Annotated in this window: 27 protein-coding genes; 9 read left to right on the forward strand and 18 right to left on the reverse strand. The window is 72.5% G+C overall.

Translation table 11 applies throughout. The features are described from left to right. A partial coding sequence (locus EBN88_RS03730) for a hypothetical protein (protein ID WP_147472634.1) occupies positions 1-343 on the reverse strand: 343 nt, incomplete at its 3' end. Positions 344-457: 114 nt separating this feature from the next. On the opposite strand from EBN88_RS03730, the gene EBN88_RS03735 reads away from it, so the two are divergent. Both EBN88_RS03735 and EBN88_RS03740 read left to right on the forward strand, forming a co-directional pair. After that, a complete protein-coding gene (locus EBN88_RS03735) occupies positions 458-709 on the forward strand; it encodes a hypothetical protein (protein ID WP_122182337.1) in 252 nt (83 codons plus the stop codon). Further along, the gene (locus tag EBN88_RS03740; protein WP_122182338.1) at positions 706-1,131 is read left to right on the forward strand and encodes a hypothetical protein; all 426 of its coding nucleotides are present in this window, start codon (positions 706-708) and stop codon (positions 1,129-1,131) included. The genes EBN88_RS03735 and EBN88_RS03740 overlap by 4 nt, the downstream gene beginning before the upstream one ends. A gap of 57 nt (positions 1,132-1,188) precedes the next feature. Here EBN88_RS03740 and EBN88_RS03745 read toward each other — a convergent pair whose 3' ends face one another. Next, entirely contained in the window at positions 1,189-1,941 is a 753-nt protein-coding gene (locus EBN88_RS03745; protein WP_122182339.1) for an SDR family oxidoreductase, read from the reverse strand. A 131-nt stretch (positions 1,942-2,072) separates the two neighbouring features. Here EBN88_RS03745 and EBN88_RS03750 point away from each other — a divergent pair, with 131 nt between their 5' ends. Beyond that, the gene (locus tag EBN88_RS03750) at positions 2,073-2,546 is read left to right on the forward strand and encodes an RrF2 family transcriptional regulator (RefSeq protein ID WP_122182340.1); all 474 of its coding nucleotides are present in this window, start codon (positions 2,073-2,075) and stop codon (positions 2,544-2,546) included. 214 nt (positions 2,547-2,760) lie between these two features. After that, positions 2,761-4,167, forward strand: a complete 1,407-nt coding sequence (locus EBN88_RS03755; RefSeq protein WP_407703370.1) for a condensation domain-containing protein — start codon at positions 2,761-2,763, stop codon at positions 4,165-4,167. Between the two features lie 96 nt (positions 4,168-4,263). Here EBN88_RS03755 and EBN88_RS03760 read toward each other — a convergent pair whose 3' ends face one another. The 8 genes from EBN88_RS03760 to EBN88_RS03795 form a co-directional block, all read right to left on the reverse strand. Further along, positions 4,264-5,409 (reverse strand): aldose epimerase family protein, encoded by a 1,146-nt coding sequence (locus tag EBN88_RS03760; protein WP_122182342.1) that lies wholly within the window; start codon positions 5,407-5,409, stop codon positions 4,264-4,266. A gap of 128 nt (positions 5,410-5,537) precedes the next feature. Next, positions 5,538-6,785 carry a multiple monosaccharide ABC transporter permease gene (mmsB, locus tag EBN88_RS03765; protein ID WP_233580436.1) on the reverse strand — a complete coding sequence of 416 codons (1,248 nt, stop codon included), beginning with the start codon at positions 6,783-6,785 and terminating at the stop codon, positions 5,538-5,540. 1 nt (position 6,786) lies between these two features. Continuing rightward, a complete protein-coding gene (mmsA, locus tag EBN88_RS03770) occupies positions 6,787-8,403 on the reverse strand; it encodes a multiple monosaccharide ABC transporter ATP-binding protein (protein WP_122182343.1) in 1,617 nt (538 codons plus the stop codon). A gap of 55 nt (positions 8,404-8,458) precedes the next feature. Further along, positions 8,459-9,565, reverse strand: coding sequence for a multiple monosaccharide ABC transporter substrate-binding protein (gene chvE / locus EBN88_RS03775; RefSeq protein WP_122182344.1), 1,107 nt, complete (start codon positions 9,563-9,565; stop codon positions 8,459-8,461). Positions 9,566-9,571: 6 nt separating this feature from the next. Then, positions 9,572-10,636 (reverse strand): hypothetical protein, encoded by a 1,065-nt coding sequence (locus tag EBN88_RS03780; RefSeq protein WP_233580437.1) that lies wholly within the window; start codon positions 10,634-10,636, stop codon positions 9,572-9,574. Positions 10,637-10,723: 87 nt separating this feature from the next. Continuing rightward, complete coding sequence (locus EBN88_RS03785; RefSeq protein WP_122182345.1) at positions 10,724-11,743, reverse strand: zinc-dependent alcohol dehydrogenase; 1,020 nt, start codon at positions 11,741-11,743, stop codon at positions 10,724-10,726. Further along, positions 11,740-12,903, reverse strand: a complete 1,164-nt coding sequence (locus tag EBN88_RS03790) for a mandelate racemase/muconate lactonizing enzyme family protein (RefSeq protein WP_122182346.1) — start codon at positions 12,901-12,903, stop codon at positions 11,740-11,742. The genes EBN88_RS03785 and EBN88_RS03790 overlap by 4 nt, the downstream gene beginning before the upstream one ends. A 121-nt stretch (positions 12,904-13,024) precedes the next feature. Next, positions 13,025-13,963, reverse strand: a complete 939-nt coding sequence (locus EBN88_RS03795) for an SGNH/GDSL hydrolase family protein (RefSeq protein ID WP_122182347.1) — start codon at positions 13,961-13,963, stop codon at positions 13,025-13,027. Positions 13,964-14,237: 274 nt separating this feature from the next. Here EBN88_RS03795 and EBN88_RS03800 point away from each other — a divergent pair, with 274 nt between their 5' ends. Next, the gene (locus EBN88_RS03800; protein ID WP_122182348.1) at positions 14,238-14,732 is read left to right on the forward strand and encodes a DUF3145 domain-containing protein; all 495 of its coding nucleotides are present in this window, start codon (positions 14,238-14,240) and stop codon (positions 14,730-14,732) included. Positions 14,733-14,781: 49 nt separating this feature from the next. Continuing rightward, complete coding sequence (locus EBN88_RS03805) at positions 14,782-15,684, forward strand: NAD(P)-dependent oxidoreductase (RefSeq protein WP_122182349.1); 903 nt, start codon at positions 14,782-14,784, stop codon at positions 15,682-15,684. Positions 15,685-16,122: 438 nt separating this feature from the next. On the opposite strand, the gene EBN88_RS03810 is transcribed toward EBN88_RS03805, so the two are convergent. Next, positions 16,123-16,818: a TetR/AcrR family transcriptional regulator gene (locus EBN88_RS03810; RefSeq protein ID WP_122182350.1), complete on the reverse strand. Its 696-nt coding sequence runs from the start codon at positions 16,816-16,818 to the stop codon at positions 16,123-16,125. 63 nt (positions 16,819-16,881) lie between these two features. Between EBN88_RS03810 and EBN88_RS03815 the strand changes: the two genes are divergently transcribed. Further along, positions 16,882-17,826, forward strand: a complete 945-nt coding sequence (locus tag EBN88_RS03815) for a beta-ketoacyl-ACP synthase III (RefSeq protein WP_407703371.1) — start codon at positions 16,882-16,884, stop codon at positions 17,824-17,826. 121 nt (positions 17,827-17,947) lie between these two features. Here the strand turns inward: EBN88_RS03815 and EBN88_RS03820 are convergent, their stop codons facing one another. The 5 genes from EBN88_RS03820 to EBN88_RS03840 form a co-directional block, all read right to left on the reverse strand. Next, positions 17,948-19,210 carry a beta-ketoacyl-[acyl-carrier-protein] synthase family protein gene (locus EBN88_RS03820; RefSeq protein WP_122182352.1) on the reverse strand — a complete coding sequence of 421 codons (1,263 nt, stop codon included), beginning with the start codon at positions 19,208-19,210 and terminating at the stop codon, positions 17,948-17,950. A 90-nt stretch (positions 19,211-19,300) separates the two neighbouring features. After that, complete coding sequence (locus tag EBN88_RS03825; protein WP_122182353.1) at positions 19,301-19,549, reverse strand: acyl carrier protein; 249 nt, start codon at positions 19,547-19,549, stop codon at positions 19,301-19,303. A gap of 107 nt (positions 19,550-19,656) precedes the next feature. After that, positions 19,657-20,658, reverse strand: a complete 1,002-nt coding sequence (locus EBN88_RS03830) for a ketoacyl-ACP synthase III (RefSeq protein ID WP_122182354.1) — start codon at positions 20,656-20,658, stop codon at positions 19,657-19,659. Between the two features lie 10 nt (positions 20,659-20,668). Beyond that, positions 20,669-21,625 (reverse strand): ACP S-malonyltransferase, encoded by a 957-nt coding sequence (locus tag EBN88_RS03835; RefSeq protein ID WP_122182355.1) that lies wholly within the window; start codon positions 21,623-21,625, stop codon positions 20,669-20,671. A gap of 88 nt (positions 21,626-21,713) precedes the next feature. Continuing rightward, complete coding sequence (locus tag EBN88_RS03840) at positions 21,714-22,892, reverse strand: PucR family transcriptional regulator (protein ID WP_122182356.1); 1,179 nt, start codon at positions 22,890-22,892, stop codon at positions 21,714-21,716. A gap of 82 nt (positions 22,893-22,974) precedes the next feature. Here EBN88_RS03840 and EBN88_RS03845 point away from each other — a divergent pair, with 82 nt between their 5' ends. Next, positions 22,975-23,646: a pirin family protein gene (locus tag EBN88_RS03845; protein ID WP_122182357.1), complete on the forward strand. Its 672-nt coding sequence runs from the start codon at positions 22,975-22,977 to the stop codon at positions 23,644-23,646. Positions 23,647-23,700: 54 nt separating this feature from the next. Here EBN88_RS03845 and EBN88_RS03850 read toward each other — a convergent pair whose 3' ends face one another. Next, positions 23,701-24,516 (reverse strand): serine hydrolase domain-containing protein, encoded by an 816-nt coding sequence (locus EBN88_RS03850; protein ID WP_122182358.1) that lies wholly within the window; start codon positions 24,514-24,516, stop codon positions 23,701-23,703. Positions 24,517-24,626: 110 nt separating this feature from the next. Between EBN88_RS03850 and EBN88_RS03855 the strand changes: the two genes are divergently transcribed. Further along, a complete protein-coding gene (locus EBN88_RS03855) occupies positions 24,627-25,121 on the forward strand; it encodes a MerR family transcriptional regulator (RefSeq protein ID WP_122182359.1) in 495 nt (164 codons plus the stop codon). 48 nt (positions 25,122-25,169) lie between these two features. Here the strand turns inward: EBN88_RS03855 and EBN88_RS03860 are convergent, their stop codons facing one another. Continuing rightward, positions 25,170-26,051, reverse strand: coding sequence for a DUF4429 domain-containing protein (locus tag EBN88_RS03860; RefSeq protein WP_122182386.1), 882 nt, complete (start codon positions 26,049-26,051; stop codon positions 25,170-25,172). Positions 26,052-26,111 lie beyond the last annotated feature (60 nt).

The raw sequence follows: 26,111 nt of genomic DNA on the forward strand, positions 1-26,111 counted from the left end.
GCCCAGGCCGGTGGATGCGTACGGACGTCTCCCGGCACAGGCCGACAGATCCCGTTGAAGACCCGAAGTCAGTCAGGCGTTGGGTCAGACCTCGCCGGGAGACGTCCATGAACATCCTTACTGTCAGGCGTCCCTCGCGGGTGTCCACCAACACGGTGTCGCCCCGGCGTGCCTCGTGCCCGGCGAGCACGGCGTCGACCTCCGAGCGCAGCTCATCGGTGCGGTCGGGCTCCCCCGAGAGCAGCGCGACGGCCGCCTCCGTGGCCTGGAGGCGCAGGCCGCGCAGGCGCAGCCGTTGGGTCTGCCGCTCCAGCGCCGGGCTGGTGGCCGTCTCCCGCACCATGTTCGCTCCCTGGCCGCCCGATGTCTCTCCCTCCACTAGAGCGCCGCTCGCGCCGGCCCGCAAACCGGTCGGTGAGGTCTGGCCTCCGGGGCCGGTCGGTGGTACTACTGAAGTATGACCATGCGGAAAACGGCGATCTCGTTGCCCGAGGACCAGCTGATGCGGCTGAAGGCCGCCGAGGCGGCCGGGCGCATCCCCAGCGTCTCCGGGCACATCCAGGAGCTGCTCCGCCGCGAGGAGGAGACCGCCGAGGTCGACGAGACGCTCCGCCGGCTCTTCGGCGAGCAACTCCCGGGCGAGGAGCACCACAAGTGGGCCGACCGCGCCCTGGGCCTCGACACCGCCGAGGGGCGCGGCGCCGCGTGACGGCGCCCGACGAACCCTCGGGCGCCGCCCCCGCGATAGGCGGTCGCATCCTCGACACCACGGCGCTGGTCGCAGCGGCCCAGGGCAGCCCGCACATGCGGGCGTTGCTGAGCGCCGCGCACCGGCACGTCATCCCGCTGTTGGCGCCGGCCAGTTGCGTCGCCGACGCGGCGGCCGACCTGCACCCGCACGGCCGGGACGCGCTCACCGCGATCCTGCGGTTCCCGCTGGTGGCCTTCGCCGCGCTGGACGAGGCGCACGCCGTCGGCTCGGGCATCCTGCGCTCCGCGCACCGGCCGGCAGCGACCACGCCCGGCCATGTGGCCTATCTCGCGGCCGCCCGCCAGTGGCCGGTGATCACCGCGACGCCCGAGCCGCTGCGCACGCTCTATCCCGCGATCGAGGTCGAACTGCTGCCCTGAGCCCGCCCGTTCACCGGGCGGCGGACGGGCGGCGGGCGCACCGGCCGTGCCGCGCGTTCACCGGGCGGCGGCCTGCTCGTTCAGCCACTGCTCGAACGTGGTCGGCGCGATCCGGGCGTTCTCGCCGGGCAGCAGCGCCTCCCCGCCCATGTCGGTGCCGAACACCCCGGACCAGGTCGGCACCAGGCGCACCTCGCGCCCCCGCACGCGGTGGGTGCGGCGGGCCATGTCCACCAGGTCCTGGGTGTCGGGGCCCGCCAGGTCGGCGTAGCGGCCCTGCGGCCGGTCGGTCGCGACCTCGGCCAGCACCTCGGCGACGTCGGCGGGCGCGACGGGCCGCACCAGCAGCGGCGCGATGGTGGCCTGGCCGTCCCGCTCGGTCCAGCCCGCGACCATCTCCGCGAAGTCGTGGAACTGGGTGGCCGGCACCACCGTCCACGGGATCGGCCCCTCGGCGACCAGCCGCTCCTGCTCGCGCTTGCCGGCGTAGTGCGCGTTGCCGTCGATCCGCTGGATGCCGACGATCGACAGCAGCACATGGTGGCGGACCCCGGCCCTCTCCTCGGCGGCCAGCAGGTTCCGCGTCATGGTGCCGAGCTGCTCGACGGCCGAACTCCGTTCCATCGCGGGGGTGTTGGTCGTGTCGATCAGCGCGTCGACGCCGACCAGCGCGGCGTCCAGGCCCTCGCCGGTCAGCAGGTCCACGCCGAGCGAGCGGCTGATCCGGACGACCTCGTGCCCGTCCCGTTCCAGGGTCCGAACGGTCAGGGAGCCGATCCTCCCGGTCGCTCCGGCGATGGCGATGCGCATGGCGTCCTCTTCTCTTCTCGTTCTGTCCCGGGTCCTTCGTTCGGGTCTCCCGATGTCTCGGCCGACGCTATCCAGGACTAAAGAGATCCGCAATATCTTAGATCCGGGGCGCCGTCGCTAGACTCGACGCCATGAAGCTGCCCGTGAGCACCGAATGGCTCCTGCACTGCGCGACCTCGCTGGCGCAGCTCGAACCGGGTGCCACGGCCTCGGCCGCCCAGCTCGCCGCCTACTTCGACCTGCCGGCGCCCTATCTCGCCAAGCAGCTCCAGGCCCTGGTCAGGGCCGGGCTGCTCAGCGCCACCACGGGGCCGCGCGGCGGGTTCCAACTGGCCAGGCCGGCCGCCGAGATCACCCTCCTGGAGATCGTCGAGGCCGTGGACGGGGGGTCGACGCCGTTCCAGTGCCGCGAGATCCGCCAGCGCGGGCGCGGCGCCCACCCGCCGGAGGACTGCGCCGACGCCTGTCTGCTCGCCGTCAGGATGCACGAGGCGCACCGCGCCTGGCGGAGCAGCCTCGCCGGCACCACGCTCGCCGACATCCTCGGCGAACTCCCCGCCACGGCGCCGGCCAGGACCCGTCGGCTGCTGACCGACACGGAGTGAGGCGGCGCGCGGTCGGGTGGGCGGGCGTGACCGGGAGGCGCCCGGCGCGTTGGTTCTGTTATGCCGTCGACCGTTGACCCGCGCGCCTCTCGCGGCGCCGGGCCGGGCGACGGCGGCGTGCGAGGGCGCGGCGGTCCCGTGCCCTGGCCCGCCGGCCCTTCCCGACCCCCACCCGCGCCACCTGAGTCCCCGGGGCGTGTGAACGGAGAGCCCCGTGCGAATGACCGACATCCAGCGCTGCGAGATCCGCCCCGGGCGACTGGTGGAGTGGTCGCTGCCAGCGCCGACCGTCGAGGCCGCGAGGTCGGCGCCGGACGACTCCCGACCGCCCGCCTATGTGCAGGAGTTCCACCTCAGGACCGCCCGTGACGCCCGCGCCGCCGGGCTGTGCGCGCCCGGCTGGCTCGGCGTCGCCTTCGACCTGCCGGGCCGCGTGGACCTGGACGCCCTCGAACGGGCGCTGCACGCCTGGACGTTGCGGCACGAGACGCTGCGCAGCGGGTTCCGCTGGGCGGGCGAGACGGTGCGGCGGTTCACACTGCCGGCCGAGGCCGTGGCGCTGGACCGGTCCGAGGTCGGCCACTTCGCCGAGCCGGCGACGCTCACCCGCTATCTCCAGGACCGCTTCGACCGGGCGGCCGACGCCCTGAGCTGGCCCAACTTCCTCTACACGGCCGTGGTCAGGCCGGACGGCGCCGCGCTCTACCTGGCCTTCGACCACAGCAACGTCGACGCGCACTCCCTCTACCGCATCCCCGCCGAGATCCACCAGCTCTACGCGTCCCAGCTGCGCGGCGAGCCGGCGCCGCTGCCGCCGGTCGACAGCTATGTCGACTTCTGCGCCACCGAGCGCGCGCGGGCCGACGCCATCGACGGAACGCACGAGATCATCGGCCGCTGGCGGGAGTTCGTCGCCCGCTCCGGCGGGGTGATGCCGGCGTTCCCCGTCGACCTGGGGCTCGATCCCGAAGGGCCGCTGCCGACGCAGCGGTTCGAGCACGAGACGCTGGTGGACGACCGCGCGGCGGCGGCGTTCGAGGCGCACTGCCGGCCGTTCGGCGGGACGCTGGTCGGCGCGCTCGCCGCGTCGGCTCTGGTCTTCCGGGAGTTGGGCGGGGTGGACACCTACCGCACCGTGGTGCCGTTCCACACGCGGGTCAGGTCCCGGTGGTCGGACTCGGTCGGCTGGTATGTGGGCGGCGCTCCGGTCGAGATCCCGGTGGGGCGGGCGTCGGGGTTCGACGAGGCGCTGCCGATGGCCCGTTCGGCGCTGCGCGCGAACCGGGGGTGCGCGCGGATTCCCATCGCGCGGGCGCTGGGGCTGCTGGGCTCCGACTTCCGCTTCGACTCGCCGGACCTCTGCTCGTTCCTGTCCTATGTGGACGGGCGCGGGGTGCCCCTGTCGGAGCGGTGGGCGGAGCTGCGCGCGTACGGGCTGGTCCGCGTCTCCTACGGGGACCGGGTCTGCGTGTGGCTGACCCGGCTGCACGAGGGGCTCCAGTTCGCCGCCCGCTTCCCGGACACCGAGGTGGCGGGGAAGACGATGCGGCTGTATGTCGAGCGGCTGCGGGAGTTGGTGCTGTCGGTGGCGCGGGCGGATTCGGAGGCGGTGGTGCGGTAGCGGCGCGGTGGCGCGGCGTCGGGTCGGGAACGCGGGCCGGCCCGTGGACCGGGTGGTCCACGGGCCGGCGGGCCGATCGGCTGGGATCAGTGGGGATCAGCGGGTGGAGAAGGCGTAGACCGTGGTGGAGCGGTAGGTCTCGCCCGGGCGGAGCACGGTCGACGGGAAGTCGGGTTGGTTGGGCGAGTCCGGGAAGTGCTGGGTCTCCAGGCACAGCCCGTCACCCTGCCGGTAGGCCCGGCCCGAGGTGCCGACCAGGGTGCCGTCGAGGAAGTTCCCGCTGTAGAACTGCACGCCCGGCTCCGTGGTGGAGACGGTCATCAGCCGGCCCGAGCGCCGCTCGTAGAGCTGGGCGAAGCGCTCGGGGCGACGGGTGATCCCCTTGTCCAGGACGAAGTTGTGGTCGAAGCCCTGGCCGTAGAGGATCTGCTGGTGGCTCTCCCTGATGTCCTCGCCGATGGTCTTCCCCCGGCGGAAGTCGAACGGGGTGCCGCCGACGGAGGCCAGCTCGCCGGTGGGGATCAGGACCTCGTCGACCGGGGTGAACCGGCCGGCGGCCAGGCTCAGCTTGTGGTCGTAGACCCCGCCGTTGCCCTCGCCCGCCAGGTTGAAGTAGGTGTGGTTGGTGAGGTTGAGCACGGTGGGCGCGTCGGTGGTCGCCTCGTAGTCGATGCGGAACTCGCCGTCGTCGGTCAGGGTGTAGTCCACCCGGACGTCCAGCGTGCCCGGGTAGCCCATCTCGCCGTCCGGGCTGGAGTAGGTGAGCGTCAGCCCCGACCTGCCGTTCGGGTTGACGTCCCAGATCCGCTTGTCGAAGCCCTGGGTGCCGCCGTGCAGGCTGTTGGGCCCGTCGTTGACCGGCACCTGGTACTCAGTGCCGTCCAGGGTGAACCTGCCGGCGGCTATGCGGTTGCCGTAGCGGCCTATCAGCGCGCCCATGTAGGGCGAGTCGCCGAGGTAGGGGTCGAGTTCGGCGAAGCCCAGCGAGATGTTGACCGACTCGCCGTCCCGGTCGGGCACTTCGAGGGTCTGGACGATACCGCCGAAGTTGAGCACCCCGAGCCGGATGCCACCGTTCGCGAGGGTCCACCGCTGGACCTCGGTGCCGTCCTCCAGCTCACCGAAGCGTTCGGGGTGGGGCGGCTGTCCGCCATGGCCTCCCGCCGAGGCCCGGCCGGCCGTCGCCGCGGTGATCCCCGCGGCGGCCGCCGTCGCGATCACGGCTCTCCTTGAGGTGGTCATCGAAGGCTGCTCCTTCTGATTGTCCCGTTGCTGAGTGTGCCGTATTGCTCGAATTCAGATTACTTCTGTTCGATGCTGATCGTTCCCCCCGTGCCGCCCGGAACCTCAGCGACCGCAGGGGCCCAACCTCAGGAGCTGGCGCGGCGCTTGTTCCACACGTCGAAGCCGACGGCGGCGAGCAGGACCAGGCCCTTGATCACCTGCTGCCAGTCCTGACTGATGCCGACCAGGGACATGCCGTTGTTGAGCACGCCCAGCACCAGTCCGCCGATCACCGCGCCCAGCACGGTGCCCACGCCGCCGCTCATCGAGGCGCCGCCGATGAACGCGGCGGCGATCGCCTCCAGCTCGAAGAGGTTGCCGGCGCCCGGGGTGCCCGCGTTGAGCCGGGCCGCGAAGACACAGCCGGCCAGCGCGGCCAGCACGCCCATGTTGACGAAGACCAGCATGGTGACGCGCTTGTCCTTGACGCCGGAGAGCTGCGCCGCCGCCCGGTTGCCGCCCAGCGCGTAGATGTGCCGGCCGACCACCGCGTTGCGCATCACGAAGCCCATCGCCACCAGCAGCCCACCCAGGATCAGCAGGATCACCGGCACGCCCCGGTAGCTCGCCAGGGTCAGGGTGAACGCCATCATCGCGGCGACGATGGCCACGCACTTCAACAGGAAGATCCGGAACGGCAGCACATGCAGCTCGTACGCCTGCGCCTGCTGCCGCTGCCGCCACTCCTGGAGGAGCGCGATCGCGCACACCGCCACGCCCAACAACACCGTGAGGTTGTGGTAGTTGGTGTTGGGGCCGACCTCCGGCAGGAAGCCCTGGCTGATGTCCTGGAAGCCCTTGGGGAACGGGGAGACCGACTGCCCGTCCAGCAGGATCTGGGTGGCGCCCCGGAAGAGCAGCATTCCGGCCAGGGTGACGATGAAGGACGGGATGCCCACATAGGCGATCCAGAAGCCCTGCCAGGCCCCCACCACCGCCCCGATCAGCAGCGAGACGGCCAGTGCGACCTGCCAGGGCAGGTCGTGGTCCACCATCATCACGGCCGCCGCCGCCCCCGTGAAGGCGGCCAAGGACCCCACGGACAGATCGATATGGCCATTGATGATCACGATCATCATGCCGATGGCCAGAATCAGGATGTAGCCGTTCTGAAGCACAATATTGGTGACATTGCGGGGCAACAGCATGTCGCCCCCGCTCCAGACCTGGAACAGCCCGAGCAGGAGCACCAGGGCGATCAGCATCCCGTACTGCCGCATGTTGTTCCGCAGCGCGCGCAGCGCCCGCGCCGCCAGGGACCGCTCCGTGGAGGCGCCGGAACCGTCCGGTTCCCGTTGGTCCCGCGTGTTCTTGCCGAGAGTGGCCTGGCTCATCTCATCCCTCTCCCCTCACGGCCGGGTCGGCGGGGTCCCCGGGGTCGGCGTCGGCTGGGTCCGCTGGGTTCGTCCTGGTCATCAGCCGCATCAGCCCCTCCTGGGTGGCCTCGTCGCGGTCCAGCACCCCGGTCAGGCGGCCGAAGGCCATCGTGGCGATCCGGTCGCAGATCCCCAGCAGCTCGGACAGCTCCGAGGAGATGACCACCACCGCCTTGCCCCGCGCGGCCAGTTGGTCGATCACGGTGTAGATCTCCGACTTGGCGCCGACGTCGATGCCCCGCGTCGGCTCGTCGAGGATCAGCACCTGCGGCTCGGCGTTGATCCACTGGCTGAGCACCACCTTCTGCTGGTTGCCGCCGCTGAGGCGGCCCACCTGCTCGAAGACCGTGGGTGCCTTGATGTTCATCGAGGCGCGGAACCGCTCGGCGACCTGGCGCTCGCTGTGCGCGTCCACCAGCCCCCGGCTGGCCATCCGGGGCAGGGCGGCCAGCGAGATGTTGCGGCTGATGGTGTCGATCAGGTTGAGGCCGTAGGTCTTGCGGTCCTCGGTGACATAGGCGATCCCGTGCCGCACGGCCTCCGCCACCGTCCGGGTCGAGATCTCCCGGCCGTGCAGCTCCACCGTGCCGCGCTCGTACCGGCCCCAGGAGCGCCCGAAGACGCTCATCGCCAACTCGGTGCGCCCGGCGCCCATCAGCCCCGCGAGGCCCAGGATCTCCCCGTGGCGCACCTCGAAGGAGACCGAGTCGACCACCGTGCGGCCGGTGTCCACCGGGTGCCGCACCGTCCAGTCCCGCACGGTCAGCGCGACCTGCCCGGCGCGGTCGCCGGTGTAGGGCGTGCGGTCGGGGTAGAACCGGTCCAGCTCCCGGCCGACCATCCGCTCGATCAGCTGCTCGTCGGTGATCCGGGACGGCTCGCCCGGGCTCTCCCGCACGGTCAGCGTCTCGATGGACCGGCCGTCCCTGATCACCGTGACCGTGTCGGCCACCTGCCGGATCTCGTTGAGCTTGTGCGAGATCAGGATGCAGGAGATGCCCTGGTCGCGGAGTTCACCGATGAGTTCGAGGAGCTTGCGGCTGTCCTCGTCGTTGAGCGCGGCCGTCGGCTCGTCGAGGATCAGCAGCTTGACCCGCTTGGCCAGGGCCTTGGCGATCTCCACCAACTGCTGCTTGCCGACGCCCAGTTCGGAGATCCGGGTGCCGGGCCGCTCGTCCAGGCCGACGCGGCGCAGCAGCCGTTCGGTCTCCACCAGCGTGGACGACCAGCTGATGACGCCGCGCGTGGCCCGTTCGTTGCCCAGGAAGATGTTCTCGGCGATGGACAGCTGGGGGACCAGCGCCAGCTCCTGATGGATGATCACGATGCCGCGCCGCTCGCTGGCCCTGATGTCCCTGAACTCGCACGGCTCGCCCTCGAAGCGGATCTCCCCGCCGTAGGTGCCGTGCGGGTGGACCCCGCTGAGCACCTTCATCAGGGTGGACTTCCCGGCGCCGTTCTCGCCGCAGATCGCGTGCACCTCTCCGGTGCGCACCGAGATGTCCACCCCGTCGAGGGCCCTGACGCCGGGGAAGGTCTTGGTGATCCCGCGCATTTCCAGCACGTGTGGTGCCATGGCGTTCTCTCTCTCCCTGTCAGGCGGTCCCGTCGGACGTCCTGACAGCCCCGGCTCAGCCCGTGATCTGGGCCTCGGTGTAGTAGCCCTCCTCGATCAGCAGCTCGTAGTTCTCCGCGTCGATGCTGACCGGCTCCAGCAGGTAGGCGGGCACGACCTTGACGCCGTTGTCGTAGCTCTCGGTGTCGTTGACCTCGGGCTCCTCGCCGGCGAGCAGCGCCTCGCCCATGGCGACGGCCAGCCGGGCCAGTTCGCGGGTGTCCTTGTAGACGGTCTGGGTCTGCTCGCCCGTCACGATCGACTTCACCGAGGCCAGCTCGGCGTCCTGCCCGGTGACCACGGGGAACGGGGTGTCGCCCGAGCCGTAGCCCACGCTCTTGAGCGCGGAGAGCACGCCGATGGAGATCCCGTCGTACGGGGAGAGCACCGCGTCCACGGGCTCGCCGCGGTAGTGCGCGGTGAGCAGGTCGTCCATCCGGTTCTGGGCGGTGCCGCCGTCCCAGCGTTCGGTGGTGACCTCGCTCAGCTCGGTCTGGCCGCTCTGGACGACGAGTTGACCGCTCTCCAGATACGGGTCGAGGACGCTCATCGCCCCCTCGAAGAAGTACCGGGTGTTGTTGTCGTCGGGCGAGCCGGCGAACAGCTCGATGTTGAAGGACTCGTCCTGGTTCTCCTCCAGGCCGAGCGCGTCCACGATGTACCGCGCCTGGAGTTCGCCGACCTGGCTGTTGTCGAACGTCGCGTAGCAGTCGACGTTCTCGGAGTTCATCAGCAGCCGGTCGTAGGCGATGACCGGGATGTCGGCGTCGGCGGCCTGCTGGAGGACGTTGCTCAGCGAGGAGCCGTCGATGGCGGCGATCACCAGCAGGTCATGGCCCCGGGCGATCATGTTCTCGATCTGGGATATCTGGTTCTCGACCCGGTCCTCGCCGTACTGGAGGTCGGTCTCGTAGCCGGCCTCCTCGAACTGCGCGACCATGTTGTCGCCGTCGGCTATCCATCGTTCCGACGACTTGGTGGGCATCGCGATGCCCACGGTCCCGCCCTCGGCGTCGGCGTCGCGCCCGCCGCCTCCACCCGAGTCCTGGCCGCACGCGGTCAGGGGGAGGACGAGGGCGGCGGTGACGGCGAGGGTGCGGGTCGCGGCTCGTGCACGAGACATTGACGGTCACGTCCTTTCGACAGGTGACGCCTCTTCTGCTGTGCTGTTGCTGCCGTTTGATGATGGAGTATGGACTGTTTTGTTGGAAGCGGTTGGAGTGTGCTCGGCCCTGTCCAGCGGGAAGCGGCGCAGGGTCCCCGGCAGTCGGGAGCCGAGCGGTGACATGCCCTCGTCGGCGCCGAGCCGGGACAACAGGTCCAGGGCCAGCCGCCCCCGACGGACCCGCTCCCTGGCGCTGTTGAGGGTGACATCGCGCAGGTGGGCGCCGTACGGGTAGATCCCGGGCGCCTTGCTCAGGCCGAACTTGAGGTAGATCGGCGCCCCGCGCCGGATCAGCTCGGCTATCTCGTGCATCCGGACATAGCCGCCGAGGTCGTCGGGCGCCTCCAGATAGAAGTCCAGCGGCACCCGGGTCACCCGACGGATCTCGCTGAGGTGCTCCAGCGTCAGGTCCGAGGGGATGTTGACCGAGTCGCCGCCCAGGCCCTCGTGCACCGAGACGGCGATCGGGTTGACCGGGCCGATCAACGCCGAGACCTTGAACGTGGTGTCGGCCGGCAACTCCCCCCGCGCGCGCAGCTGGTGGAGCGCCCAGAGCACGCCCTCGTCCGCCACCAGCAGGCAGCGCACGCCCAACGAGGCCGCGCGCAGCGCGTCCTCCACACAGCCGGCGACCGCGCGCTGTCCCCGTGCGCGCGGGCCGGCGCCGCCGGAGGCGGTGCGGGTGGCGGCCCCGATGTCCCAGGTGCCCCGGGGGCCGGTGAACAGGCACAGCTCGGTGCCGGCCTCGGCACAGGCGTCGACCATCTCGGTGATCTCGGCGTCGGTGAGCATCCACACGCCGCTGCCCTGGCTGATCCGGTGGATCGGCACGGACAGCCGGGCGGCCTCCTCCAGCACCGTGGCCAGGGCCTCGGGCCCCTCGACCGAGGGGATCTCGGTGCGCCAGGTGCCGCCGTCCGGGAAGGCGTGCGGGGAGGAGTCGGCGGGGAGTTCGGCGGGCGGGGCGAAGCCGAGCGCGGCCAGCGCGGCGTCACCGGGGCGGGCGGAGGGGGCGGCGGGGTCAGACACGATGCTCCAGACGTGCGGTCGTTCGGTATTTCGATCAGGGTTCGGTTGCAGGGGGGTTGGGTGGCCACGCTGGGATGCCGGAGGTCGTCACGGCATCAGCAGGACCTTGCCCACGTCCGGGTCGCCGCTGCCGACCAGTCTCATCGCTTCCCCGAATGACGCGAGGGGAAGCTGGTGCGAGACGAGTTTCTCGGGGCGGAGCAGCCCGTGGTTGAAGGCGTGCACGGCATAGGACCAGGCGGCCGGCGCCGCGCCGAAGATCCCGGCCACGGTCAGCTGGTTGACCAGCAGCAGCACCGGGTCCAGGCCCAGCGCGCCCGGCTCGGGCACGCCGGTCAGCACCACCCGGCCGCCCCTGCGGGCCAGCCGGCAGGCGTCGGCCGCCGTGCCGGGCGCCCCCGCCGTCTCCACCACCAGGTCGAACGCGCCGGGGCCTTCGCCCACCCGCTCGGGCGTCAGCGCGCGCGTCGCGCCCATCTCGGCGGCCAACTCCAGCGGGCGCGGCCGGGGATCGACCGCCAGCAGCTCAACGGGCGTGGAGGCGGCGAGCAGTTGAACGGCCAGCAGCCCCAGCGTCCCGCAGCCCAGCACCGCGATCCGCTCGCCCGCGCGGGGCGCGCCGCGCAGCACGGCGGCCGCGACCACGGCCGCCGGCTCCAGCAGCGCGGCCGAGGTCAGGTCCACGTCGGGCGCCAGCGGGTGCAACAGCCGCGCCGGCAGCACCAGATAGTCGGCGAACGCGCCCGGCTCCGTGAACCCGGTCTCCGCGTAGCCGGCGGTGCACAGGGTCTGCTCGCCGGCCCGGCAGCGCTCGCAGCGCTGGCAGGCGCGGAAGCCCTCGGCCACCGTGCCCCGGCCGACCAGCGCCGGATCGACGCCCTCGCCCACCGCGTCCACCATGCCCGACCACTCGTGGCCCGGCACCACCGGATAACGGGCGTAGTCCGCCGGCCTGGTGCCGTCGAACAGCTCCCGGTCGCTGGCGCACACGCCGGCCGCGTGCACCCGCACCCGCACCTCGCCCGGCCCGGGTTCGGGCCGTTCGGCCTCGACGAGGCGGAAGGCGCCCGGCCGTTCGACGACGACGCTGCGCGCCGGCCCGGTCATCGCCTGGTCCCCTCGCGCTTCTCCCAGCCCTCGGCCCACAGGTCGAACCTGGCCTGCTGCTGCGGGAACTCGGCCGCCGCGTCCGTGTCCAGCGAGACGCCGAGCCCCGGCTCCTCGGAGAGCGTGAAGTACCCGTCCACCACCTGGGGCGCGCCCTTGACGACCTTCTTGATCTCCGCGTCGGCGAAGTCGTTGAAGTGCTCCAGGATCTTGAAGTTCGGCGTGCAGCCGGCCAGTTGCAGGCTGGCGGCGGTGAGCACCGAGCCGCCGACGTTGTGCGGCGCGACCAGCACGTAGTGGGTCTCGGCCGTGGCGGCCAGCTTCCGCATCTCGCCGATGCCGCCCAGGTGCCCCAGGTCCGGCTGGATGATGTCGGCGGCCTGCGACTCGAACAGCTCCCGGAACTCGATCCGGTCGTGGATGCGCTCGCCGGTGGCGATGGGCAGCGTGGTCTTCTCGGCGACCTTCGCGAGGGCCTTGAGGTTCTCCGGCGGCACCGGCTCCTCCAGCCAGGACGGCTGGAACGGCTCCAACTCCTTCGCCAGCCGGATCGCGGTCGCCGGGCTGAACCGGCCGTGCATCTCCAGCAACAGCTCACGCTCCGGACCGATCGCGTCCCGCACCGCCTCGACCAGCGACAGGGAACGCACGGTCTCCGCGTGGTCCAACTCGAAGCTGCCGGTCCCGAACGGGTCCAGCTTCAGCGCCAGATAGCCGCGCTCGACCACCCTGGTGGCCGCCTTGTGGAACGCCTCGGGGGTGCGCTCGACGGTGTACCAGCCGTTGGCGTACGCCTTGATCCGGTTGTCCTTCGCGTTGGCCCGCCCGCCCAGCAGCTGCCAGACCGGAACGCCCAGGGCCTGTCCCTTGATGTCCCAACAGGCCGTCTCCACACAGGCGATGCCGGACATCACGATCTCCCCGGCGCGCCCGTAGTCACCGGTCTTCATCCGCCGCACCAGGTCCTCGACGGCGAACGGGTCGGAGCCCAGGATGTGGTTGACCTCGGCCTCCCTGAGGTATCCCAGCAGCGCGTCGGTGTGCCCCAGCATCCGGGTCTCGCCGACGCCGGTCAGCCCCTCGTCGGTATGGACCTGGACATAGGTGAGGTTGCGCCACGGGGTGCCCACGACATGGGTGCTGATACCGGTGATGCGCACGGGCTCGGACCTCCGCTTGTTCGGTATTTCGTCATACGTTCGAAATGCTGAGCAGAACGTATTCACCGAAGAGTTCCGCTGTCAATGGCGCGGCAGCGGCGGGAATCGGCCCGGCGCCGGCCTACTCGACGGCGTCCATGGTGACCTGCTCGTACGCGAGGGCCGCCAGCGTCGACTGCCCGTGCCGGCTGGGGTGGAACCAGTCCCAGTCGCTGATGTGGTCGGCCGTGAACGCGTAGTCGTACACCGCGCCACCGTCGTAACGGCAGAGCGCGTCCCGCGCGCACACCTCGGCCAGCGCCTCGTTGTAGGCGCGCACCCGGTCGCTCACCTCCGCCCTGCGCTCGGTCGCCTCGGCGCCCTGCTCGTCGGCGTCCGCCAACATCGAGGGGCACACGTTCGCCAGCCGCCATATCGCCCGCGCCAGCGTCGAGCCCTGCCCCTCCGACCACAGCCGCTCCAGGTCGGGAACGCTCGCCACATAGACGCCGGTCTCCGGCAGCTCGGCCCGGATCACCCCGAGCGCCTCCGCGAAGTCCGCGCGGAACTCGGCCACCTCCGTCATCCGCTCGACGTCGGTGGCGCACGCGTCGTTGGCGCCGATCAACACCGTCACCAGCTCCGGCTCCAGCGCGACGGCCTCGGCGGCCTGCGCCGGCAGGTCGGCCATCACCGCGCCCGAGGAGGCCAGGTTCCAGGAGCGCTCGGCCACCGCGACATCGTCCCCGAGCAACTGCCGGGCCAGGCTGTCGACCTCGCTGTCCGTGCCGGTGGCCCACGACGCCTCGGGGCAGTCCGCCAACAGGGCGCAGGCGTCAAAGCCACGGGTGATGGAGTCACCCATCGCCGCGATGGAAGCCGGTTCGGTGTTCCAGGTCGGGACGTCCTCCTCGGGGGCGGCCGCCTCCCCCTCGGACGAACCCTCGGACGAACCCCGGTCGGACTCCGTCCCGGAGCCCCGCTCGGCCTCCTGACCAGCGTCCTGGCCGGTGGAGGTGCACCCGAGCAGCAACGCGGACAGGGTCAACGAGGCGAGTGCGGCGCGGAGGTGAACGGTCATGCGGACTCCCTCGATCTCCCGCTGTTCGGGCGTGGTGCCGCCGTCCGGGCTCGCGTTGTCCCGGTGGGCACCGTGCGGGGCGGTAGCTTGGTTGTGGCACGGGCAGCGCCTGGGGTGCGTGCCACCACCAAGGTTAAGAGATGACCGCACGTCACACGCTGTCCGCTTTGCCGAGAAAAGACGGCAATGGTGTTTACTGTTCGTGCGCGGTCGGGGTCACGGTGGGGGCGGCCGGAGGCGCGGCGCGGGCGCAGGTTGGGAAGTGGAGGTCCCGATGACGACACGTGGTGTTCTGTATGTGCACTCCGCCCCCCGCGCGCTGTGTCCGCATATCGAGTGGGCCGTCGCCTCCGTCCTCGGCTCCCGCGTCGGCCTCGACTGGACCCGACAACCCGCCTCCCCCGGCACCTGGCGCGCCGAGCTGTCCTGGCAGGGCGAGCCCGCCACCGCCTCCCAACTCGCCTCCGCGCTGCGCGGTTGGCACCTCCTGCGCTACGAGGTCACCGCCGACCCGGGCCCAGCGAGCGAGGGCGAACGCTACAGCTGCACCCCCGACCTCGGCATCTACCACGCCGTCACCGGCCCACACGGGGACATCATGATCCCCGAGGACCGGCTGCGCGCCGCCGCCGCCCGCGCCGCCGCCGGCGAGAGCGACCTCCACTCGGAGATCACCCGGCTGCTCGGCAAGCCCTGGGACGACGAGCTGGAGCCGTTCCGGCACGCGGGCGAAGGTGCCCCCGTCCGCTGGCTGCACCAGGTCGTCTGACCGCGCGCGGCGAACCGGGGCACAGCGGACGCGAGTTAGCGTGTGGGACATGACCGACAGCTCAGCTTCCTCCCCGACCGACCCCACCTCCATCGCCGTTCTCGGCACCGGCATCATGGGCGCGGCGATGGCCCGCAACCTCTGCCGCGCCGGCCTGGACGTGCGGGTCTGGAACCGCACCAGGGCCAAGGCGGAGCCGTTGGCGGACGACGGCATCACGATCGCCGACAGCCCGTCCGAGGCGGTGGCCGGCGCGGGCGTCGTGGTCACCGTGCTCCACGACGGCGACGCCGCCGCCGAGGCCATCGCCGAGGCGGCCGGCGCGTTCGCCCCCGACGCGGTCTGGCTCCAGTGCACCACCGCCGGCCTCGACGGCCTCGACCGCCTCGTGGCGCTGGCCGAGCGGCACGACCTGACCCTCGTCGACGCCCCCGTGCTCGGCACCCGGCAGCCGGCCGAGGCGGGAATGCTCACCGTGCTCGCCGCGGGCCCCGAGGAGACCAGGGGCCGGCTGGCCCCGGTGCTGGCGGCGATCGGCAGCCGCACGCTGTGGCTGGGCGGGACGCCGGGGGTCGCGACCCGGCTCAAACTGGTCTGCAACAGCTGGTTGTTGGCGATCACCCACGGCACGGCGGAGGCGCTGGCCCTGGCCCACGGGCTGGGCGTCGACTCGGCGGACTTCCTGGAGGCGATCGCGGGCGGTCCGTTGGACGTGGGGTATCTGCGCACCAAGGCGGCCGCCATTGAGGCCGGCGAGCTGTCGCCGCCGAGCTTCGCGGTGGACACGGCGCTGAAGGACGCCCGGCTGATCGTCGAGGCCGGAACCCGCGCCGGCGTCCAACTGGACGTCGCGGCCGCCGGCCTCGACCGCCTCGCCCGCGCCTCCTCCCAGGGCCACGGCGGGGAGGACATGGCGGCGTCCTACTACGCGAGCTTCGCGCCTGCCGAGTGAACGGTGCCGCCTGCCGGCGGGGCCCGGGAGCGGCGACGGCGGGGTGCCTGCCGGCGGGGCTCGGGAGCGGCGACGGTGCGTGAGCGGTGCGGGTTGCGGCCGGCCGGCGGGTTGTCTCTGGGGCGCGGGGTCGGCGGACGTGGGGTGGTGCGGGTTGGCTGGGGTTGCGGGGGCTCCGCCCCCGCGCCCCGAGGTACTTGGCTCGCTGCGGTGACCGGCTTCGCTCGCCCCGGGTGGCCCGGCGCTCGCGCCGCTGGCGCCGCCCCGGTTCGGGGAGTTCGCCGCTGGCGCTGCTCCGCCAACGCCCGCCGCAGGCGACGCCCGCGCCGCTGGCGCCGCACTCCGCCGTAGGCGCGCCGCTGTCCTCCGTGCTCGCGCCGCCGGCGCTGCTCCGCCAAGGCCCGCCGCAGGCGCCGTACCGCGGGCCCGCCACACGCGTTACCCCCTGTTCGCCGCCGGCGGTGGCGAGCCGCCCTTCGCCTTAGGCGTCCCGGGGCCGCCCGCCAGGGCGGCAGCCCGCGTTCCCGGGGCCGCCCGCCAGGGCAACAGGCGGGAGACGGCGCGGTGGGCGCGGGCGGCGGCCTGAGGGTCGGGGGCCAGTTGCAGGGAGTGGTTGAGGCTCATCATCACCCCGTACAGCTCGAAGACCAGCTGCTCCGGGTCGGTCTCCGGCGGCAGTTCGCCCCGGGCGACCGCCGTGCGGAGTTCGCCGGTCAGCCGGCGGCCCCAGGCGCGGAACTGGCGGCGCAGCAGGGCCAGTACGGGCCCGCCCCGGCCGTCGAACTCGAACGTCGAGCTGACGAAGAGGCAGCCGCCGGGGAAGACGCCGCGTTCCAGGTAGGAGATCCACGCCGCGCAGACCGCGCGGAGCCGGTCGAGGCCCGGCGTCGCGTCGGCCGCCGGCCGCCACACCTCGCGGTCGAAGATCACCGCGCCCCGCCGAAGCGCCGCCAGCTGGAGCGCCTCCTTGGAGCCGAAGTGGCCGAGCAGCCCGGACTTGCTGATGCCCAGGTCGCCGGCGAGCCGGCCCAGGGTCAGCCCGCTCAGCCCCTCGACCGAGGCGACGTCCACGCTGCGCTGGATGATCCGCTCCCGGGTCTGCTGGGCCTCGGCGAGGGAGTGACGGGGACTCATGGCAGCCACTATAGGAGAGCCTCACCGATAGCGTCCGACCGGTCGGTCGCTATTATGTCGGGCATGACGCGCATCCACGCCCTGGGGCACTATCAGCCCGAACATGTGCTGACCAACGACGACCTGGCGACCATGGTGGACACCAACGACGCCTGGATCAGACAGCGCACCGGCATCGCCACCCGCCGCATCGCACGCGAGGAGTCGGTGGCCGACCTGGCGACGGCCGCCGCCGGCAAGGCGCTCGCCGGGGCCGGCCTCGCGCCCGAGGAGATCGGCCTGGTGGTGGTGGCCACCTGTAGCGCCAGGGACCGGGTGCCGTCCATCGCCGCCCGGGTCGCCGGCGAGTTGGGCATCCCCGAGGCCGTCGCATACGACCTCAACAACGGCTGCGCCGGCTTCACCACCGCGCTCGCCACCGCCGACCACTCCGTGCGCGCGGGCGCCGCCCGGCACGCGCTGGTGATCGGCGCGGAGAAGATGTCGGACGTCACGGACTGGACCGACCGCGCCAGCTGTGTGCTGCTCGGCGACGGCGCGGGGGCCGCCGTGATCGGCCCCGACGGGACGTCCGGCGGGCCGGACGGCATCGGCCCGGTGGTCTGGGGCTCCGACCCGAGCCGCCGCGACGTGGTGCGGCTCCAGGGCGAGTGGCAGCCGAAGTTCGGGCAGGAGGGGCAGGCCGTCTTCCGCTGGGTCACCACCGAGCTGGCGCCGATCGCCCGCCGCGCCTGCGAACGGGCCGGGCTCACCCCGCAGGAGCTGGGCGGGATCGTCTTCCACCAGGCCAACCTGCGGATCGTCGAGTCCCTGGCCCGCCAGCTGAACGCGCCACAGGCCGTGCTCGCCGCCGACGTGGTCGACTCCGGCAACACCTCGGCCGCCTCCGTGCCGCTGGCGCTCGCCAAGCTGGTGGAGCGGCGCGAGATCCCGGCGGGCGCGCCCGTGCTGCTCTTCGCCTTCGGCGGCGGCCTCGCCTGGGCCGGCCAGGTCGTCCGCTGCCCCTGACGCTACACGCGGGAACCCCGCACGCGGGAACCCCGCACGCGGAAGCCCCACACGAGAAAGGGGGGCGCCGCCGGCCCCAACAGGCCGGCGGCGCCCCCTCGTTGTGCGTTCCCGAGCGCGCTCAGACCGTCCGCAGCGCGAGCACCACGTTGTGCCCGCCGAAGCCGAACGAGTCGCTGAGCGCGGCGATCGTGCCGCTGGGCAGCTCCCTGGGCTTGCCGACGACGACGTCCGCGTCCACCTCGGGGTCGAGTTCGTCCACGTTGATCGTCGGCGGCGCCACCCGGTGGTAGAGCGCCAGCGCCGTCGCCACCGTGGCCACCCCGCCGGCGCCACCCAGCAGGTGGCCGGTCATCGACTTGGTGGCCGAGATGGCCACCGGGTCCAGGTTCTCGCCCAGCACCGCGCGCAGCGCCTTCACCTCGGCCAGGTCGCCCTGCGGCGTCGAGGTGGCGTGCGCGTTGACGTGGGCGAGCTGCTCCGGCTTGAGGTCGGTGGTCGCCAGCAGGTGCCGCAGCGCCGTGGCGATGCCGTGCCCGGTCGGCTCGGGCTGGGCGATGTGGTGGGCGTCGGCGGACAGCCCCTGGCCCAGCAGCTCGCAGTAGACCCGCGCGCCCCTGCGGGCCGCGTGGTCGGCGGACTCCAGCACCACCAGGCCGGCGCCCTCGCCCAGCACGAAGCCGTTGCGGGCCGTGTCGAAGGGGCGGGAGGCGGTCTTCGGGTTCTCGTTGTCCTTGGACATCGCCATCATGTTGGCGAACGCCGCGATCGGCAGCGGGTGCACACACGCCTCGGTGCCGCCGGCCAGCACCACGTCGGCGCGCCCGGTGCGGATCATCTCCGCCGCGTAGCCCACCGCCTCGGCGCCGGAGGCGCAGGCGCTCACCGGGGTGTGCGCGCCGGCGCGCGCGCCCACGTCCAGACTGACGTTGGCGGACGGGCTGTTGGGCATCAGCATGGGCACGGTGTGCGGCGAGACCTTCCGCGCGCCCCGCTCCCTGAGGACGTCGTACTGATCCATCAGCGTGGTCACCCCGCCGATGCCGGAGGCCAGCACCACGCCCAGCCGGTCGGGGTCGACCGGCGCGTCCTCTCCGGCCCTGCCCTGGAAACCGGCGTCGGCCCACGCCTCTCTGGCCGCGATCAGCCCGAACTGGGCGGAACGGTCCAGCTTGCGGGCCTGCGGCCGGGGCAGGATCTCGGTCGGTTCGACCGCGGCCGTGGCGGCGAAGGTGACCGGCAGATCCGCTGCCCACTCCTGGGTCAGCGGACGCGCGCCGGACTCACCGGCGAGCATGGCCTCCCAGGTGGTCGCGCTGTCGCCACCCAGCGGTGTGGTTGCGCCGACACCGGTGACAACCACCGCTCGATTGGTCGCGTTCACAGTTCTCTAACTCCGCTAGATCGGGGATGGGGCCGCCGCCACCCCGCATCCCGGGTGGCGAACAGCGCGTGGTGCCGAGGGCCGAAGCCGTCAGCTCTGGTGGTCGGCGATGTAACCGACCGCGTCACCCACGGTCTTGAGGCCCTTGACGTCGTCGTCCGGGATCTTGACGCCGAAGCGCTCCTCGGCGGCGACGACCACCTCGACCATGGACAGCGAGTCGACGTCGAGGTCGTCGGTGAACGACTTCTCCTCGGTCACCTCGTCGTTGGGGATACCGGCGATCTCGTTCACGATCTCGGCGAGACCGGCGATGATCTCTTCCCGGCTGGCAGCCATGACGGCGCTCCTTCGTGTGCTGCGGTGGGGTACCGCGTGGTTGGTGGTCCGTGGACCGTCGGGCGGACCCGGGTCAAGCGGTGGGTCCTTGGTTGTCGGGTCCTCGCTTAGGGGAGGGTAACGACCGTGGCCGCGTACACCAGCCCCGCCCCGAAGCCGATGACGAGCGCGGTGTCCCCGCTTCTCGCCTGACCGGTCTCCAGCATCCGCTCCATCGCGAGTGGGATGGAGGCGGCCGAGGTGTTGCCGGAGAACTCGATGTCCCGGGCGACCGCGACATGCTCCGGCAGCTTGAGCGTCTTCACCATCGAGTCGATGATCCGCATGTTGGCCTGGTGCGGGATGAAGACATCCAGATCCTGTGCGGTGATCCCGGCGGCGTCCAGCGCCTGTTGGGCCACCTTGGCCATCTCGTAGACCGCCCAGCGGAAGACCGACTGGCCCTCCTGGCGCAGGGCGGGGAAGCGCTGCCCCGGCTGGTACTCGTTCCAGGCCACGGTCTGCCCGATGACGTCCGCCTTGTCGCCCTCGGAGCCCCAGATCGTCGGCCCGAGCGCCGGCTCAAGCGAGGGGCCGAGCACGACGGCGCCGGCGCCGTCGCCGAACAGGAACGCGGTGGAACGGTCGGTGGGGTCCGTCAGGTCGGAGAGCCGCTCGACGCCGACGACCAGCACATGGCCGGCGCTGCCGTCCACGATCAGGCCCTTGCCGACGGTCAGGCCGTAGCCGAACCCGGCGCAGGCCGCCGAGATGTCGAACGCGGCGGCGTTCTCCGTGCCCAGGCGGTGCGCGATCTCCGTGGCCACGGCCGGGGTCTGGGCGAAGTGCGAGACGGTCGAGATCACCACGGCGTCCACCTGGCGCGCGGTGATCCCGGCGCCGGCGATCGCCTTGCCGGAGGCGGAGATCGCCATCTCGGCGACCGTCTCCTCGGGCCCGGCCCAGTGGCGGGTCGCGATCCCCGAGCGGGATCTGATCCACTCGTCGGAGGAGTCGATGTGGCGGAGGATCTCCTCGTTGGGTACCACCCGGGCGGGCCGGTAGCCACCGACGCCAACCAGCCGCGCATACGGCGCGCCTCGGCTGGCCTTGAGTGTGGCGGGGGGCATGTCCGGACTCCTATTCGGCTGATTCGGGGGACTGGTGCGCGTGCTCCGCTATCAGTGCGCGGGCCGCGTCCAGCTGGTCGGGCCGCTTGATGGCGACCCGCGCGACGCCCGGCAGGTTCCGCCGGGCCAGGCTGGCCAGGGTGCCGCCGGGCAGCAGTTCGATCATCGCGGTGATGCCCAGCGCGCTGAAGCGGTCCACGCACAGGTCCCAGCGGACCGGGCTGGAGACCTGGGCCACCAGCCGGCGGAGCACCTCGGCGCCCTCGCCGACCACGGTGCCGTCCGCGTTGGAGACGAACGGCACGCTCGGGTCGCCCGGGGTCAGGTCGCGGGCGGCCTCCTCCATCTCGGCCACGGCCGGGGCCATGTACGCGGTGTGGAAGGCGCCGGCGACCTTCAGCGGCATGACCCGCGCCCCGGCCGGCTTGTCGGCGGCCAGCGCGGCCAGTTGTTCCGTGGTGCCGGCGGCGACCAGCTGGCCACCGCCGTTGTTGTTCGCCGCGACCAGGCCCAACTCGGCCAGCTTGGCGTCGACTTCCTCCGGCTCGCCGCCGAGCACGGCGGACATCCCGGTCTCGGTGACGGCGGCCGCCTTGGCCATCGCGGTCGCCCGGCGGGCCACCAGGGCCATCGCCTCGCGCTCGCTCAACACCCCGCTGATCGCGGCCGCCGGCAACTCTCCGACGCTGTGGCCGGCGATCGCGCCCAAAGCCTCGGCGGGGGCCGGCACGCCGTCCGCGCCGAAGAGCGCGCCGGCGGACAGCAGCGCGCCAGCGACCAGCAGCGGCTGGGCGACGGCGGTGTCGCGGATCTCGTCGGCGTCCGCCTCGGTCCCATAACGGACCAGGTCGAGACCGACGACATCGGACCACTCGCCGAGGCGATCGGCCACACCAGGAAGTTCGAGCCACGGTTGCAGAAAGCCAGGGGCCTGGGAGCCCTGGCCGGGGGCTACGAGTACGAGCACCTTCTCACTCTCTCCCGGGTGAGGGGTTCGCCACCGGTGGTGGCGAGAACGAAGAACGGTCTCGGGAATTGTAGAGAGTCTCTAACTATCAGGAGTTCGCATCTCCATCCGCGAGACGGCCGAGCATGAGCGCGATGCGGAGTGTGAAGGCCGAGCGTACGTCAGAAGGAGGCCACCCGGTGACATCAGTCACACGTCTGAGGCGGTAGCGCACGGTGTTGGGATGCACAAACAGCATTCTGGCGGCACCCTCCAGAGAGCTGGCCTGCTCCAGATAGACACTCAGCGTCTCCAACAGCGCCGACCCCGCCTGCTGGAGCGGTCTGTAGATCTCCTCCACCAGCAACGTGCGCGCCGCCGGGTCGCCGGCCATCGCGCGCTCCGGCAGCAGATCGTCCGCGAGGACCGGGCGCGGCGCGTCCGGCCAGGCGGCGCACGCCCGCACCCCGGCCGCCGCCGCCCGCGCCGAACGCGTCGCCGACAGCAGGTCCCCGACGACGGGCCCGGCCACCACGGGCCCGGCGGCGAACGGGCCGATCAGCGCCTTCGCCGCCTGCACCGGGTCGTCGCTGCCGCCGGCGATCACCACCAGCCGCTTGCCCAACACCCCGGTCAGCACCTGGAGCTTGGCGTAACGGGCGGCCCGGCGGATCGCCTCGACCGTCAACTCGCTGTCCCCGTTGGGCGCGTTGCCCAGCACCACCACCACGTGCTCGGGGGCCCGCCAGCCCAGCGCGGCGGCGCGGGAGACGTCGGACTCGTCGGCCTCGCCCGAGACCACCGCGTTGACCACCAGCGACTCCAGGCGGGCGTCCCACGCGCCCCTGGCCTCGGCGGCCTGGGCGTAGACCTGGGCGGTGGCGAACGCGATCTCCCGCGCGTAGACCAGCAGCGCGTTGCGCAGCGCCGTCTTGCCGCCGGGCGGCGCCAGTTCGTCGACGGCCGACTCCACCACCTCGATGGTGGTGCGGACCATCTCCACGGTCTGCCGCAGGGTGACCGCCCGGGTCAGCTCGCGCGGCGCGGTGCCGAAGACGTCGGTGCTGATCGCCTGGGGCGCGTCCGGATGCCGGAACCACTCGGTGAACGCCGCGATGCCCGCCTGGGCGACCAGCCCGATCCAGGAGCGGTTCTCCGGAGGCATGGCGCGGTACCAGGGCAACTGCTGGTCCATCCGCGCGATGGCGGCGGCGGCCAGCTTGCCCGAGGACTGTTCGAGACGGCGAACGGTGGCGGCATGAGCCTGTTTCTCATCGGCATCGGACACGGGGACCAGCCTGCCTCATTTCGTCGTCGGGCATACCCGGGGGGTCCCCGCCCGCCCCTCGTCGGGCGTTAACGTGGCGTGCGTGTCGTCTCTCCAACCGAGCGAACTCGGGATCGTGCGCGCCGCCGACCGCTTCCGGGGCGGGGACCCGGACGCCGGCGTCGACACCCGTCACGCGTTCTCCTTCGGCGCCTTCTACGACCCGGACAACCTGCGCTGGGGCCAGTTGACCGCCTGCAACGAGGAACGGCTGGCGCCGGGCGCCGGGTTCCCGCCGCATCCGCACCGCGACGTGGAGATCGTCAGCTGGGTCATCGAGGGCGAGCTGACCCACGAGGACGACACGGGCGCGACGACGGTGGTGCGCGCCGGCGACCTGCAACGCCTGACGGCCGGCTCCGGGGTGCGGCACAGCGAACGGAACGAGGGGGACGTGCCGCTGCGGTTCGCGCAGATGTGGCTCGTGCAGGACGAGCCCGGCGGCGAGCCGGAGTACGAGGTGGTGCGCGGGTTCGCTCCCGACGACGGGTACGCGCTGCCGCGCACGGCGGCGGAACTACGCCTGCTGCGGGTGGCCTCCGGCGGTTCCACGGTCCTGGCCGGGGGGCTCGCACATCTGCAACTGGTGCGGGGGAGCGGGGAGTTGGGTGGACGCGAGGTGTTCGCGGGGGACAGTGTGCGGACGCGGGGACCGTGGGTGCTGACGGCCGGGCCGAGCCCGGTGGAGGCGCTGCGCTGGTCGCTGCGCGACTGATTCTTCCTGCCCGCCCGCCCGCACCGGCCCACGGCGAGACTTTACGGACACGGCCTAGGTGCTCAGGTCACGCAACACCGCGTCCGTGAACGCCGGCCAGGCGCTCGCCGCCCACGGCCCGAAGGGCCGGTCCGTCAGCGTCGCGCACGCCGCCCCCGCGTCCGGGTCGACCCACAGGAACGTCCCGGACTGGCCGAAGTGGCCGAAGGTGCGCGGCGAGGAGTTCCGCCCCGTCCAGTGCGGGGACTTGTGGTCGCGCAGCGAGAACCCGAGCCCCCAGTCGTTGGGTCGCTGGTGGCCGAAGCCGGGCAGCACGCCGCTCAGCCCGGGGAAGACCACCCGTGTCGCCTCGTCCAGCGTCTCGCGGGCCAGCAGCGCCGGGTTCAGCAGCTCGGCGCCGAAGCGCAGCAGGTCGGCCGCCGAGGAGACGCCGTCCTTGGCCGGGGAGCCGGCCAGCCCGGTGGCCGTCAGGCCCAGCGGCTCGCAGACCGCCTGCCGCAGGTACTCGGCGAAGGGCATCCCGGTGGCCTTGGCGATGTGGTCGCCGAGCACGTCGAAGCCGGCGTTGGAGTACAGCCGGCGCTCGCCGGGCGGGGCCATCACCTTCGGCTCGTCGAAGGCCAGCCCTGAGGCGTGCGCCAGCAGGTGCCGGACCGTGGAGCCCTCGGGCCCGGCCGGCTCGTCCAGCTCGATCGCGCCCTCCTCGACCGCGATCAGCGCGGCGTAGGCGGTCAGCGGCTTGGTCACCGAGGCCAGCGGGAACGCCTCGTCCACCGGCCCGCGTTGCCCGGCGATCGTGCCGTCCGCGCGCACCACCCCGGTGGCCACCGTCTCGACCGGCCACTCGTCCACCAACGCAAGGCTTCGCATACGGTCGAGCCTAGCCGCGCCCCCGGCCCGCCCGGCGGCCGGCCCCGGGGGCGCCGTCCGTTCCCCGGGCCCTTGCCTTGAGTCCACTCCAAGGATCTAGCGTGGGCGGCATGACCCTGACCCAAGCACAGCCCTCCCCTTCGACCTCCTCGCCGGTGGAGGGCGAGGCGGGAGCGGATGATCTCTGCGCCTCGGTGGACCGGCCGTTCCCCCGGCCCACGGGGCAGGACCGGTACACCATCAGCGAGGTGGCCCAGCACACCGGGCTGTCCGTGCACACGCTGCGCTGGTACGAGCGCATCGGGCTGATGCCGCACGTCGACCGCTCCCACACCGGGCAGCGCCGCTACCACAACACCGACCTGGAGTGGCTGGCGTTCGTGGGGAAGCTGCGGCTGACCGGGATGGCGGTGGCCGACATGGTGCGCTACGCGGACCTGATGCGGGAGGGGGACCACACCTACCCCGAGCGGCAGGCGCTGCTGCTGGCCACCCGGGAGAACGTGCTGCGGCGGATCGCCGAACTCCAGGGCACGCTTTCGGTGTTGGACTACAAGATCGACTTCTATGGCGAGGCGGCCGCGGCCGTCGAGGCCGGGCACTGAGGGCGGGCGCGGGGAACTACCCGCGTAGCGGGCGGTGCGGCCGGCCGGTCACAGCTCGGCCAGCAGCTCCCGCTTCTTGGCCGTGAACTCCTCGTCGGTGACCAGGCCCGAGCGGTGCAGCTCGCCGAGGTGCCGGATGCGTTCGGCGATGTCGGCCGGCGCCGCGCGGCGCTTGCCCCGGCCCGGGGCGCGGTGCCCGTTCTCCTCGGGGTCGCTCGCGTGGATCGCCTCCAGCACGGCGGCGGCCAGCGGCAGCGACTCGTGGACCAGGCCGTAGCCGGGGCCGAAGACCACCGTGGCCGGGTCCTGGTCCACCGGGCCCTGGTCCCGCTCGGGCTCCCCGTCGGGGCCGCGCCGCAGCAGCCGCAGATGGCCGCCGGCTATCTCGGGCGAGCGCCACTCGACGTCCGCCAGCTCGCTGACCGGGAAGGTCTGGTCGCCCGCCTTCCACTTGGCCGACGAGGCGCCCGTCCAGAACCAGCGGAAGCTGACCACCTTGCTGTCGAACGAGACCTTGCCGTCGTACGCCTTGAACTGGAGCGGGGCCACGGGAGCGGCCACCAGGTGGCGGTCCGCGTCCTGCCCGGCCTCGGGCCCGAGCGCGGAGCGCAGCTCGCCCGCGTAGTAGGCGGCCAGCGACTCGCGCTCGGCCGGCAGCACCAGCCGGTACGGGTCGGCCGCCTGCCGCAGCTGCCCGGCCGCCGCCTCGACCAGCGGGTCGGCGCCGGGACGCGGCACGGCGTGCAGCACCACGGTGCCCTTGCGCGACCCGGGGGCCAGCTCGACCGAACTCAGCGCCTCGTACGGGATGCGGCGCTCGCCCAGCACCTGGAACAGCTTCGGCGTGCGGATCCCCCGTTCGAAGCGGATGAGCACGGAGTCGGTGTCGAACTCCCATGTGGAGTGGATTCCGGCCAGCACATCACCCATGCGGGTCATCGTAAGGGGCGGCACCGACGAAACGGCTTCCCCCGGATGGGTGTGTTCGCG

This window comes from Streptomyces triticirhizae, assembly GCF_003696235.1.
Lineage (GTDB): Bacteria > Actinomycetota > Actinomycetes > Streptomycetales > Streptomycetaceae > Streptomyces > Streptomyces triticirhizae.